The sequence below is a fragment of the Variovorax gracilis genome, from assembly GCF_030317115.1.
Classification (GTDB): Bacteria; Pseudomonadota; Gammaproteobacteria; order Burkholderiales; family Burkholderiaceae_C; genus Variovorax; species Variovorax gracilis.
The window spans coordinates 45,285-58,261 of sequence record NZ_JASZYF010000024.1; the positions used below are offsets into that span (position 1 = coordinate 45,285).

Genomic DNA, 12,977 nt, shown 5'->3' on the forward strand with positions numbered 1-12,977 from the left:
GCACGACGCCGGTTCCGCGCACCCGAACCACGACAACACACAGGCCAACGGAGTCGAGTCTCGTGGAAGTTTCATTCAGCAAGGAAATCGAGGCGCTGCGCCTGGGTGCGGGCGACACCTTTCATGGCGAAGGCATCCTCGCCATCACCAAGGGTCTGCTGCAATCGGGCGTTTCCTACGTCGGCGGTTACCAGGGCGCCCCGGTGTCGCACCTGCTCGACGTGATGGTTCAGGCCAAGCCGTACATGGACGAACTCGGCGTGCACGTGGAGGCCTGCTCCAACGAGGCCTCGGCAGCCGCGATGCTCGGCGCGTCGATCCACTATCCGTTGCGCGGCGCCGTCACGTGGAAGTCGATCGTCGGCACCAATGTCGCGGCCGACGCGCTATCCAATCTTTCATCACCCGGCGTCAAGGGCGGCGTCCTGATCGTGGTCGGCGAGGACTACGGCGAGGGTGCCTCCGTCATCCAGGAGCGCACGCACGCCTATGCGCTCAAGTCCAGCATGTGCCTGCTCGATCCTCGGCCCGACCTGGGCGTGATGGTGAACATGGTGGAGCATGGCTTCCGCCTCTCCGAATACTCGAACATGCCCTGCATGATGGAGTTGCGCATCCGCACCTGCCACGTGCGCGGCAGCTTCGAATGCAAGGACAACGTGCCGCCGCCCATCTCGACGCGGGCCCTGATCGAAGAGCCGGCCGGCTTCGACTACATGCGGCTCGCGCACCCGCCCGTCACCTTCCGCCACGAGAAGCTCAAGGGCGAGGAACGCCTGCCCGCCGCCCGGCGCTACATCGCCGAGCACCAGCTCAACGAGTTGATCGCCGGCACGCATGCGGACCTCGGCATCGTGGTGCAAGGCGGCCTCTACAACGCGCTGATCCGCAGCCTGCAGCAACTCGGGCTGGCAGATGCCTTCGGCGCGACCGACATCCCCCTCCTGGTGCTCAACGTCGCCTATCCGCTGGTGCCGGAGCAGGTCGCCGATTTCTGCCTGGGCAAGCGCGCGGTGCTGGTGGTCGAGGAAGGCCAGCCCGAATACATCGAGCAGGAAATCGCCACGATGCTGCGCCGCCGCGACATCCGGACGGCGCTGCACGGCTGCGACATGCTGCCGGCGGCAGGCGAATACGGCGTCGAGGTGCTGGCGACGGGCATGAGCCGGTTCGCCGCGCGCTACCTGCCCCAGCATTCGCAAGACTCTGCCGCGGGCTGGCTCATGGGCAACCGGGACCGCCGCGCCGCCGTCGCGACCCGGCTCCAGGCGCCGCTGCCCAACCGCCCGCCGAGTTTCTGCATCGGCTGCCCCGAGCGCCCGGTGTTCGCGGCCCTCAAGCTCGCGCAGCAGGACAGCGGGCCGGTGCATATCGCCGCAGACATCGGCTGCCATGCCTTCGGCACCTTCGAGCCTTTCTCGATGGGACACTCGATCCTCGGCTACGGCATGAGCCTCGCGAGCCGCGCGGGCGTGTCGCCAATGATGCAGCGCCGGGCGCTGTCGATCATGGGTGATGGCGGCTTCTGGCACAACGGGCTGCTGACCGGCGTGCAGAGCGCGCTCTTCAATGGCGACGACGCAGTGCTGCTGATCTTCAAGAACGGCTACACCTCGGCCACCGGCACGCAGGACATCATCTCCACGCCGGACGACGAGGCGAAGGAGCATGCCGTCGACAAGCAACAGAGCCTGGTCGACAAGAACCGGACCATCGAGTCGACGCTGAAAGGCCTCGGCGTGCAATGGCTGCGCACGGTCTACACCTACGACGTCGACAAGATGCGCAAGACGCTCAACGGTGCTTTCACCAGCGACTTCAACGGGCTGAAGGTGATCATTGCCGAAGGCGAATGCCAGCTCGAGCGACAGCGACGCATCAAGCCGTGGATCGCCAGCCTGCTTCAGCGCGGCGAACGCGTGGTGCGCGTGAAGTACGGCGTCGACGAGGACGTCTGCAACGGCGACCATGCCTGCATCCGCTTGTCGGGCTGCCCCACGCTCACGATCAAGGACAACCCGGACCCGCTGAAAGTCGACCCGGTGGCGGTGGTCATCGACGGCTGCGTCGGCTGCGGCCTGTGCGGCGCCAACGCGCACGCGGCCACCTTGTGCCCGAGCTTCTATCGGGCGGAAGTGGTGCAGAACCCGAAGTGGCACGAGCGGCTTCTGCACCACCTGCGCGGCGCCGTAGTCCGTGCGCTTCAACCCGCGTGACACGATGAACCGCACCCAACCCATCACCCTGCTGGTCTGTGCCCTCGGCGGAGAAGGCGGTGGCGTCTTGACCGAATGGCTGGTCGACATCGCGCGCCGTGCGGGCCATGCGGCGCAGAGCACCTCGATTCCAGGGGTCGCGCAGCGCACGGGCGCCACCACCTACTACGTCGAAGTCTTTCCGGTGCCCATGGCCGAGCTTGACGGACGCAAGCCGGTGTTCAGCCTGAGCCCCGTGCCCGGAGCGCTGGACGCCATCGTCTCGTCGGAGCTGCTGGAGACCACGCGCCAGGTCGGCAACGGCATGAGCTCGCCGGACCGGACCCTCGTCATCACCTCGTCCAGCCGCACGCTCACCACCGCCGAGCGCATGCAACCCGGCGACGGCCGCACCGATGCGCGGCGGCTGCTGGATGTCGTCAAGGCCTTCAGCCGCGAGCATCACGTGTTCGACATGGGCACCGCGGCGCGAGAAGCCGGCACGGTCGTCAGCGCCGTGATGCTTGGTGCGATCGCGGGCAGCGGGATCTTCCCGTTCCCGCGCGAAGCGTATGAACGGGTGGTGCGCGGCGGCGACACCGACGCTCCCGAGAAAGTCAGCAAGGCGGCGGAGGCGAGCCTGCGTGGCTTCGGCAAGGCCTTCGACATGGTGAACGCGCCGAGGCAGCAGGCCGCCCTGGTCACGAGCCTGCTCGCCACGAATGAGAACGACGTCCCTTCCCGGCAGGCATTGCCGCCAGCGTTGGCGTGCCTCTTTCCGCCATCGGTACATGACATGCTGGCGCTCGGACATGCCCGTGTCCTCGATTACCAGGACGCGGACTACGCCATGCTGTATGTCGAGCGGCTGCAGAAGGTGCTGGCCGCCGAACGCACAGTCGACCCGGCCGGTGCAGAAGGTTTCGCGATCACCCGCGAGATGGCCCGCTGGCTCGCCCTCTGGATGGCCTTCGACGACATCGTGCGGGTGGCCGAACTGAAAAGCCGCGCCAGCCGTGCACTGCGCGTGCGCAACGAGGTCAAGGCAGGCGACGACGACATCGTCAAGGTCTATGACCACTTCAAGCCGGGTACGCCCGAATTCGCGGCACTTCTGCCGGCGGCGCTCGCTCGTCGCTTGACCGCCTGGGACCGCCGCCGCAAGACGCCGTGGGCGCTACCGCTCAAGGTCGGCAGCCACTCGATGCTGGGCATGGCCTCACTGCGCGTGCTGGCCTCGCTGCGCTGGCTGCGCAAGCGCGGCCAGCGCTTCGCCGAGGAACAGGCGCTGATCGGCCGGTGGCTGGATGCCGTGGAGCACGGCACGCGCACCGACTGGCGCCTCGGCCACGAGATCGCGCTGTGCGGCCGGCTCATCAAGGGCTACGGCAGCACCAATGAGCGGGGCAAGCACAACCTGCTTCACGTCATCGAGCATCTCGCCATCGCGCCGCCGCCGGGCGCCTCACCTTCCACGAGAACGACCGCCATTGCGGCTGCACGCGAGGCCGCGCTCGCCGACGATGCCGGCACCGCGCTGGATGCCGCGCTGGTGCGTCATGGCGCGCCGCCACGCCCCGTGAAGGCGCAACCGATCCGCTGGATGAAGCGCCAGCCCGATTCGACGAGCCATGCGCGCTGACTCAAGGTAAACGCCCATTTACGGCACCCCCGACTCTTATAAAAAATAATCGATTGCGCACTGCACAAGGACGACGACAAGGCGCACCGACGGATCACCGATTCCATCCCACTGCAAGGAGACAACCCCATGCCGACCACCCGCTTCCCGACCTCGGCCGCCACACGCGCCGTGCTGGCCTTCTCGGCCGTGCTGGCGCTTGCCGCCGCGCCGGTGCAGGCCCAGGACAAGCCCGTCAATCTCAAGATGTCGAGCTGGGTGCCGGCGCAGCATCCGCTGAACCCGTCGCTGCAGGCATGGGCCGATGACATCAAGAAGGCATCGAACGGCACGATCACCGCGACGCTGTTCCCGTCGGAACAGCTCGGCAAGGCCTTCGACCACTACGACATGGCACGCGACGGCATTGCGGACTTTGCCTACGTCAACCCGGGATACCAGCCGGGCCGCTTCCCGATCATGGCCGGCGCGTCGCTTCCTTTCCTGTTCTCCAACGGAAAAGGAGGTTCGGCCGCCATCGACGAGTGGTATCGCCAGTACGCCGCCAAGGAAATGAAGGACGTGAAGTTCTGCTTTGCCTTCGTGCACGACCCGGGCACCTTTCATGCACGCAAGAAAATCACGTTGCCGACCGACATCAAGGGCATGAAGATCCGCCCCGCGACGAGCACCATCGGCCAGATGGTCACCTCGCTCGGCGGCACGAACGTGCAGGCATCGGCGCCCGAATCGCGCGACATGCTGGAGCGCGGCGTGGCCGATGCCATCACCTTCCCGTGGGGCTCCATCGGCCTGTTCGGCATCGACAAGGTGGTGAGCTTCCACATGGACGTGCCGCTCTACGTCACGCCTTTCGTCTGGGCCATGAACCAGAGCAAATACGACAGCATGTCGGCCGCGCAGAAGAAGGTGATCGACGACCACTGCACCAGCGAATGGGCCGAGAAGGTCGCCACGCCGTGGGCCGAGTTCGAATTCGCCGGCCGCGCCAAGATCGGATCCCAGCCGGGCCATGAGATCTACAAGCTCACGCCGGACCAGCTCGACGCATGGCGCAAGGCTACCGCGCCCGGCGAAGCGCAATGGGCAGAAGGCGTGAAGAAGGTCGGACAGGACCCGAAGGCGGTGATGGACTCGCTCAAGGCCAGCCTCGCGAAGAACAAGTCCGCCTTGTGATGGTCGCTCTCCCCCGGGCTGCGCGCACTTCGTGTCGCCTCGCCAGCCGCCCGCCGGGGGTGGGCCGGCCGCTTCGGGCGGCCGCGCGCGGCGACCCTCGGCACAAGCGTTTGGAGCATTCATGACCCGGCGAACCGAGAACCTGATGGACCGGATGATCAACACGATCGAGTGGCTGGCGGCCATGTTCGTGGGGATCGTGGCTTTGAACATCTTCATCGCGGTGGTGCTGCGCAAGTTCTTCAACACGTCAATTCCGGACTCGTACGACTTCGGCCGCATGCTGCTGGGCATCCTGATCTTCTGGGGCATTGCGGCCACCAGCTACCGCGGCGGCCACATCACCGTCGATCTGGTCTGGACCGCAGCCGGCCCGCGAATGAAGCGCTGGATCGACGTGTTCGCCACGCTCGTTCTGCTCTTCGTCGTCGCGGTGCAGACCGCCACGCTGTTCGACAAGGTGCGCGCCACTTACGTCGACCACGTGCTGACCTACGACATGAACATCCCGACCTGGCCCTTCTATGCCGTGGCCTGGCTCGGCGATGTGTCGGCGGTCGTCCTGATCGCCATTCGCACCTATCGATTGATCTTCCACCCCGAGCTGCTTCACGACGAGAAGCCCGAATTGAAGGCGGATGAATGAGCACTGATGCGATTGCCGTTCTGGGCTTTGTGGTTCTGTTTGCGTTGATGCTCTTGCGCGTGCCGGTCGGCATGGCGATGGGCCTGGTGGGTGTCACGGGGTACGCATGGATCGTCGGCCCCGGCCCGGCGCTCAAGCTGGTCGGGCAAACCTCCATGCGCACCGTGACCGACTACACCTTCGGCGTGATCCCGATGTTCATGCTGATGGGCGCGCTGGTGTCCGTCTCGGGCGTGAGCCGCGAGCTCTTCAAGGCAGCCAACTCGATGATCGGCCACCTGCGCGGCGGCCTGGGCGTCGCCACCGTGCTGGCCTGCGGCGGCTTCGCAGCCATCTGCGGTTCGTCGGTCGCGACGGCGGCGACCTTTTCGGCGGTGGCCTATCCGGAGATGCGGCGCTTCAACTATCCGCAGTCCTTCTCCACCGGCGTGATCGCGGCGGGCGGCACCCTGGGCGCGATCCTGCCACCCTCCACGGTGCTCGCCGTCTACGCCATCCTCACGCAGCAGGACATCGGCAAGCTTTTCATGGCGGGCATCGTCCCCGGCATCCTGGCAATGGCGATGTACGTGCTGACCATCGTGCTCATCGTCAAGATCCGACCCGACTGGCTGCCGGGCGGCGAAGTCAGGCCCTGGAAGGATCGCGTCGTCGACCTGAAGAACGTGTGGGCGCCGCTGGTGCTGTTCGTCTTCGTGATCGGGGGGCTCTACGGCGGCTTTTTCACGCCGACCGAGGCCGGTGGCGTGGGTGCGAGCGGCGCATTCATCCTCGGCTTGCTGCGCCGCAAGCTCGACGGCCCGAAGATCCGCGAGGCGCTGCTCTCGGCCACGCGCACGGCGGCGGCGGTGTTCACGGTGCTGATCGGCGCGCTGCTGTTCGGCTACTTCCTGACGATCACGCAGAGCCCGCAGAAGCTCACCGAGTTCCTCACCAGCCTGGGCATCGGCCGGTACGGCGTGCTCGCGCTCATCATGCTGATGTACCTCGTGCTCGGCTGCCTGATGGACGCGATGGCGATGATCATCCTGACCGTTCCCATCATCTTCCCGGTGATCGTGCACCTCGGCTTCGACCCGATCTGGTTCGGCGTGATCATCGTGATGACGGTCGAGCTGGGCCTGATCCATCCGCCGGTGGGAATGAACGTCTTCGTCATCAAGAGCGTGGTGAAGGATGTGAGCTTCACCACCATCTTCAAGGGCGTTCTGCCCTTCATCCTGACGGACATCATCCGGCTCGTGATCCTGATCGCGTTCCCCATCATTGCGCTCTGGCTACCGACGAGAATGGGCTGACATGAGTTCGCGCCCAGCCTGCGCGCACTTCGTGTCGCTTCGTCAACGCCCTGCCGGGGGCCATGACAGCGGCCCGGCAGAGCCGGTTCCGCGGCACTCCCCCGAAAGCCAATCCTGACAGCCATGAACATTCAGGTCATCCATTCCGTCCGCGTCGAGTTCGGCGATTGCGACCCTGCCGGCATCGTCTGGTTTCCCAACTTCTTTCGCTGGATCGACGCGGCTTCGCGCCATTTCTTCGCGGAGCGTGGCGTGCCGCGCTGGGAAGAAACCGCAGAGAGTCTCGGCGTGATCGGCACGCCGCTGGTCGACACCCACACGCGCTTCGTGAAGAGCGCCAGCTACGGCGACATGCTCAGCATCGCCGTCACCATCCCGGAATGGCGCGAGAAGAGTTTCGTGCAGCGTTACCGCGTGACGCGCGGCGAAGACCTGATCCTCGAATGCGAAGAGGTGCGGATCTTCGCAGCCAGGCGCGAGGGCGGCGGCATCCGGGCGGTGCCGATCCCGGCACAGATCAGACGGCTGTGCGAGTAGCAACTCGCCTGCTCCATTGGAGTCTCGACGGCGGTGCCGGGGGCTCGCCGCCGCCTAGACGAAGCACTTGAGTCCCGGTTCGACCGCGACTATCCTGTCCCGGACACAATTCCAGCCCCACGCCACGGCGTGGCCGCACAACGGGAAGAGGACGCCGCGCCATGATGGATTTCATGATCGCCTACTGCGGCCCTGCCGCGGTACCGGAGGACCTCTGGTCGCGTTGGAATATTGACCCGCTGCTGCTGGCAGTACTCGCCATGCTGGCATTCGCGGTCGCCAGCGGACGTTCGTCCAATGTCCGCGCCGGCTGGGGTGCGATCGCGCTGATGGGGGTCGTCTTCGTCTCGCCGCTCTGCGCGCTCTCGTCGGCGCTGTTCTCGGCGCGCGTGTTGCACCACATCATCCTCATCTCCGCAGTGGCGCCTCTGCTCGCGCGAGCCTTCCCGCAGCGTCGGCCGAGCCGCGTGCCGCTGCCCGCCCTGGTCACCGCGCATGCCCTCATCCTGTGGCTCTGGCACGCACCCGGCGCCTATGCCTGGGGCCTCGCCAGCGTGCCGGGCTATTGGCTGATGCAGGTCTCGCTGCTCGGAAGCGCCTGGCTGATGTGGCGTGCGATCCTCGCGCCAGCGGCGCACTATGGCCCGGCGCTGGTGGCGCTCGCGGCGACGATCGGACAGATGGGGCTCCTGGGCGCCGTGATCGTCTTCGCGTCCGTGCCGCTGTATGCAGTCCACATCGCAAGCACCGGCCCGTGGGGACTCACGCCGCTCACCGACCAACAATTGGCCGGGCTCCTGATGTGGGTTCCGGCGATGCTGCCCTATCTTGCCGCGGGCCTGTGGATCGCTTATTCCAGCCTGCGCCCCGGAGAGCCGGCGGTGTGACAACCTTCCTCAAGTTCGCCCATCTCGCCGCCATCGCGATCTGGTCGGGCGGCCTGCTCGCCTTGCCCTTCCTGTTCTGGCAACGCAGGGGCCTCACCGCCGGCGCCGATCTCGACCGCCTGCACCGCATCACGCGGCTGGTCTTCGTCGAACTCACTTCGCCTGCGGCCTTCATCGCCATCGGCACCGGGACGGCGCTGATCTTCCTGCAGGCCACCTTCGTGGAATGGTTTTCAGTGAAGATGGTGCTGGTCGGGGTCATGGCCATGCTGCACGTCCTGGCCGGACTCGTGCTGCTGCAGCTCTTCTCACCCGCGGGCCGGTTCGGGCGGTTTTCGTACGTGGCGCTGACGAGCGCCTATGTGGTGGTGATCGCCGGGATTCTCTGGGTGGTGCTGGCCAAGCCACACTTCGACTCGAACGCGGTCGCCGCGCATCTGTTCGAGCCCGGCGCACTCGGCCGATGGATGCATCAATCCTTCGGCGTGACCAAGATGCCGACGCCATGATCGAACACGAGCTTGCCCCCGTGCCAGCCGGCGAAGCCCACCATCACCGACGACAGGGCCGACAACGCCAGCCCGTGCGGCAGGACGGACACGGGGTCGACCAGTCGCAAGCCCCAGTTGGCCCCTGCGATCGCGACCAGCGTCATCGCCGCTACGGCATGGGACCAGCTCGCTTCCAGCATCCTGATGCCGCGCACGAGCAGCAGTTCGCCCGTTCCGACGATGCTGGCGGCCACGCCGGTCCAGAAAGCCGCGCCCGCCGACCACAGACCCGTCCGCAGCCAGAACGCGTCGCCCGTCCACCAGTAGAAGACATCCACACCCAGCGTCGCGACGACGAAGGCGACCGGGAAGTGCACCATCATCACGTGGATCGGATGCCCGACGAGGGCCACCGCCGAGCCGACATCGAGCCGGTTCAGTTCCAGAAGAACCTCGCTGGGAGGTGCGGTGCTGTCGCCTTTCGCCATGGTTCTCCTCCTTCGCGCCGGGTACGGCCGATGCGGAGCCATCGTAGTCGCTTGCATGCGGTGCTCCAAGCCGGGCCGATAGTTGTGCTCGCGGGTTGCAAGGGGCCGCTGTCGGCGCTCGACCCCTCGGGTCCGGCCGCTGCGTCGATCGCCACCATGTGGTGGGTGATGCTGATCGGCGCCGGCGTTCTCTTCCTGATGCTCATGACGTTGTTCGTCCTGGTCGTCCGGCGTCCGGGCTGGGGGTCCAGCGTGTCGCCCACGCGCTGGATCGTGATGGGTGGCCTGGTGCTGCCCGCGGTGGTGCTGCTGCCCTTGCTCGCCTATGGCCTGGTGGTCGGCGAACGCTTGCTCCCGATGCCGGGCAGCGCGCCGCCGCAACGGATCGAGGCCGTGGCGCAGCAGTGGACGTGGACCTTCCGCTATCCCGAGCGCGGCGGCGTCGAGACGCGCAATGTCCTGCTCCTGCCCGCCGGGACACCCGTCGACATGGTGGTGACGAGCAAGGACGTGATCCATGCCTTCTGGGCCCCACGCTTCGCCGGCAAGATCGACGCGGTCCCCGGCAAGGTCAACCGGCTGCGCATCCAGGCCAACGAGCCGGGACGCTTCGAAGGGACCTGCGACGAGTTCTGCGGCACTGGCCATGCGCGCATGCGCTTCGTCATCATCGTCCATCGACCGGAGGACTTTTCCGCCGCCCTGGCGCAGGCAGCCACCGCACCGGAGGCGAAGCGATGAGCGACTCCACCCAGCCGCAGGCAGAGGGAAGCGCATTGCGCCTGCACCGGCAACTGAGCCGGATCTGGGCCACCGGGCCGGGATGGCAACGCTTCGCCGCCGTCAATCATTCGGTCATCGGCGTGCGCATGATGGTCACGTCCTTCGTCTTTTTCGCCATTGCCGGCGTGCTGGGCATGCTGACGCGGGTGCAGCTCTCCACGCCGCACTCGGGCTTCCTCGACCCGGAGACCTACAACCAGGTCTTCACGATGCACGGCTCGATGATGCTGTTCCTCTTCGCCATCCCGATGGTGGAGAGCTTCGCGGTCTACCTGACGCCGAAGATCCTCGGCACGCGCGACTTCGCCTTTCCGCGGCTGACCGCCTACGGCTACTGGTGCTACCTCTTCGGCGGGACGATCCTGACCGTGTCGCTGATCGCCGGCGTCGCGCCCAATGGCGGGTGGTTCATGTACACGCCGCTGAGTTCGAGCGCGTTCACGCCGGGACTCAACTCCGACGTCTGGCTGCTCGGCATCACCTTCGTCGAGATCTCGGCGCTGTCGCTCGCGATGGAGATCACCGTCTCGATCCTCAAGATGCGCGCACCGGGCATGTCGCTCGACCGCATGCCGATCTTCGGCTGGTACATCCTGGTGACGGCGATGATGATGATCGTGGCCTTTCCGCCGCTGATCCTGGGCTCGATCCTGCTGGAGATCGAGCGCGCCTTCGGCCTGCCCTTCTTCGACCCCACGCGGGGCGGCGACTCGCTGCTGTGGCAGCACCTGTTCTGGCTCTTCGGCCATCCGGACGTCTACATCATCTTCCTGCCGATGGCGGCGGTGCTGTCGACCATCATCCCTGTCTTCGCCAACCGCGCGCTGGTCGGCTACCGCGCCATCGTCGTCGCGATCATCGCGCTCGCCTTCCTGAGCTTCGGCATCTGGGTGCACCACATGTTCACCGTCGGCATCCCGCACCTGGCGCTCGCCTTTTTCTCTGCAGGCTCGGCGATCGTGGCGGTGCCGACTGCGGTGCAGATCTTCGCGTGGCTCGCGACGCTCTCGCACGGCAAGCCTCGCTGGGACGTGCCGATGCTCTACATCTTCGGCTTCTTCTTCGTCTTCGCGATGGGCGGACTGACCGGTGTGATGCTTGCGATGGTGCCCTTCGACTGGCAGGCGCACGACACCTACTTCGTCGTTGCGCACATGCACTACGTGGTGGCCGGCGCGCTCGCCTTCCCGATGATGGCCGGGCTCTACTACTGGCTGCCGCTGCTGACCGGGCGGGCGGCGGTGCACCGGCTCTCCGTGCCTGCGTTCTGGCTGATCTTCATCGGCTTCAACTTGACCTTCTTCATGATGCACCTGACCGGCCTGATGGGCATGCCGCGGCGCATCTACACCTACAACGGCGACGAAGGCTGGAACGCGCTCAACCTGCTGTCCTCGGTCGGCAGCTTCGTGATGACGATCGGCTTCGGGCTGCTGGTGATCGACCTGATCGTGCAATTGCGCTATGGCCGCCGCGTGCGGCGAGACCCCTGGCGTGCCCAGACCTTCGAATGGGCGATGCGGATTCCGCCGACGCCCTACTTGTTCGCATCGATCCCGAACGTGGGTGCGCAGACCGATGGCGTCGCACCGGGCGATCTCGCGCTGACGCTCGCGCGCGGCGAGGGCTACCTGGGCTTCACCCGCAACGGCTGGCAGGAGGCGCTCGGCGTGCACGCGACGAGCGGCAAGCCCGAGCAGTTGATCGTGCTGCCGAATCCGACCTATCTGCCACTGGTCACCGCCATCGTCACCGCGGGGGCCGTGCTCGCGATGCTGTTCAGCTTCTACTTCCTGTCGCTCGCGCTGGCGCTGGTCACCTTCGGCCTGTTCATCTTCGCGGGGCAACGCGCCGGCCTGCCGCGCGATTACGGCCCGCTGCCTGTCGGGCTCGGCGTCGCCGTGCCGCCGCACACCGAGGTGGCCAGTTCGCCGGCCTGGCTGTCGTTGATCTGCGCACTGGTGGCCAACGGCACGCTGTTCACCTCGCTGGTATTCGGCACCTTCTATCTCTGGCTCGCCGGCGCGCACTGGCAGACGATGACGCCGCCCGAGCCGAGCCGCTTGCTGGCCTTCGGCGTGGTCGCCGGCCTCGTGGTCGCGGCAGTCGCGTCGCGCGGCTCGCTGAAGGCGGTCATTGCCGGGCGCGGCGCAATGGGCTGGATCGGTCTGACGGCGCTCATGCTGCTGGCCTCCATCGCTGCCGCCGTGGGCCTGATCATGGGTGTCACGCCACGCCCCACCGAGCACGCGCTCGGCTCGACCGCCGCGGCGCTGCTCGGCTACGTGGGGCTGCATGCCTTCATCGGCTTGCTTTTCCTGATCAGCAATGTGTTGCGCATCCACGCCGGCTTCATCTCGCCTCGGCGGCACACCGACCTGCGCCTGACGCGCCTGTGGATCGACTACACGCTGGTGACGGGCGTCATCGCGGTGGGACTGGTGCTCGCACTGCCTGCGCTGGTGACGGTGCTCGGAGCACGGCCATGAGGGCCATGCTGGTCCCACCCCGGCGGCTCTGGTGGCTCGCGGGCGGCTTCACCGTCTGGTGCATCGCGCTCGTGGTGCTTTATGCGCTGCATGCCATCGGCTGCGCCTTTGCGTGGCCGGCCGGCGCGCTGCGGTGGAGCCTGGTCATCGTCTTCCTCGCGCATCTGGCCGTCATCGGATGGATGTGGGGCCAGTTCGCAAGGGGCTCGCCCGACCCTGCAACCGGCAAGACCGGCAGCTTCCTGCATGACGCCATCGTCTGGGCGACCATTGCCGCCTTCGCCAGCGGGGTGCTCGCCCTTGGTCCGCCACTGCTGCTCACCACATGCATCTGAAGGGACGAAC

General features: G+C 66.6%; 12 protein-coding genes. 11 read left to right on the top strand and 1 reads right to left on the bottom strand.

Annotation, left to right across the window (positions count from 1 at the left end; translation table 11 throughout):
* Positions 1–62 precede the first annotated feature (62 nt).
* The 8 genes from QTH97_RS28575 to QTH97_RS28610 all read left to right on the top strand — a co-directional run bounded on the left by QTH97_RS28575 (position 63) and on the right by QTH97_RS28610 (position 8,890).
* Complete coding sequence (locus QTH97_RS28575) at positions 63–2,216, top strand: thiamine pyrophosphate-dependent enzyme (protein ID WP_286571910.1); 2,154 nt, start codon at positions 63–65, stop codon at positions 2,214–2,216.
* A gap of 4 nt (positions 2,217–2,220) precedes the next feature.
* Entirely contained in the window at positions 2,221–3,837 is a 1,617-nt protein-coding gene (locus QTH97_RS28580) for an indolepyruvate oxidoreductase subunit beta family protein (protein ID WP_286571911.1), read from the top strand.
* Between the two features lie 129 nt (positions 3,838–3,966).
* Positions 3,967–5,013 (top strand): TRAP transporter substrate-binding protein, encoded by a 1,047-nt coding sequence (locus QTH97_RS28585; RefSeq protein ID WP_286571912.1) that lies wholly within the window; start codon positions 3,967–3,969, stop codon positions 5,011–5,013.
* A 121-nt stretch (positions 5,014–5,134) separates the two neighbouring features.
* The gene (locus tag QTH97_RS28590; protein WP_286571913.1) at positions 5,135–5,659 is read left to right on the top strand and encodes a TRAP transporter small permease; all 525 of its coding nucleotides are present in this window, start codon (positions 5,135–5,137) and stop codon (positions 5,657–5,659) included.
* Positions 5,656–6,957 (top strand): TRAP transporter large permease, encoded by a 1,302-nt coding sequence (locus QTH97_RS28595; RefSeq protein WP_286571915.1) that lies wholly within the window; start codon positions 5,656–5,658, stop codon positions 6,955–6,957. Before QTH97_RS28590 ends, QTH97_RS28595 begins: the two co-directional genes overlap by 4 nt.
* Positions 6,958–7,080: 123 nt before the next feature.
* Positions 7,081–7,494, top strand: a complete 414-nt coding sequence (locus QTH97_RS28600; protein ID WP_286571916.1) for an acyl-CoA thioesterase — start codon at positions 7,081–7,083, stop codon at positions 7,492–7,494.
* A gap of 161 nt (positions 7,495–7,655) precedes the next feature.
* The gene (locus tag QTH97_RS28605) at positions 7,656–8,381 is read left to right on the top strand and encodes a cytochrome c oxidase assembly protein (RefSeq protein WP_286571917.1); all 726 of its coding nucleotides are present in this window, start codon (positions 7,656–7,658) and stop codon (positions 8,379–8,381) included.
* Positions 8,378–8,890: a HemJ family protein gene (locus QTH97_RS28610; RefSeq protein ID WP_286571918.1), complete on the top strand. Its 513-nt coding sequence runs from the start codon at positions 8,378–8,380 to the stop codon at positions 8,888–8,890. Before QTH97_RS28605 ends, QTH97_RS28610 begins: the two co-directional genes overlap by 4 nt.
* Here QTH97_RS28610 and QTH97_RS28615 read toward each other — a convergent pair.
* Positions 8,854–9,360, bottom strand: a complete 507-nt coding sequence (locus QTH97_RS28615; RefSeq protein ID WP_286571919.1) for a DUF2231 domain-containing protein — start codon at positions 9,358–9,360, stop codon at positions 8,854–8,856. The genes QTH97_RS28610 and QTH97_RS28615 overlap by 37 nt on opposite strands.
* Positions 9,361–9,420: 60 nt before the next feature.
* Here QTH97_RS28615 and coxB point away from each other — a divergent pair, with 60 nt between their 5' ends.
* The 3 genes from coxB to QTH97_RS28630 are packed head-to-tail and all read left to right on the top strand — an operon-like array spanning position 9,421 to position 12,967.
* Positions 9,421–10,101 carry a cytochrome c oxidase subunit II gene (gene coxB / locus QTH97_RS28620; RefSeq protein ID WP_286571992.1) on the top strand — a complete coding sequence of 227 codons (681 nt, stop codon included), beginning with the start codon at positions 9,421–9,423 and terminating at the stop codon, positions 10,099–10,101.
* Positions 10,098–12,632, top strand: a complete 2,535-nt coding sequence (gene ctaD, locus QTH97_RS28625; RefSeq protein ID WP_286571920.1) for a cytochrome c oxidase subunit I — start codon at positions 10,098–10,100, stop codon at positions 12,630–12,632. The genes coxB and ctaD overlap by 4 nt, the downstream gene beginning before the upstream one ends.
* Positions 12,629–12,967 (top strand): hypothetical protein, encoded by a 339-nt coding sequence (locus tag QTH97_RS28630; RefSeq protein ID WP_286571922.1) that lies wholly within the window; start codon positions 12,629–12,631, stop codon positions 12,965–12,967. Before ctaD ends, QTH97_RS28630 begins: the two co-directional genes overlap by 4 nt.
* Positions 12,968–12,977: the final 10 nt, after the last annotated feature.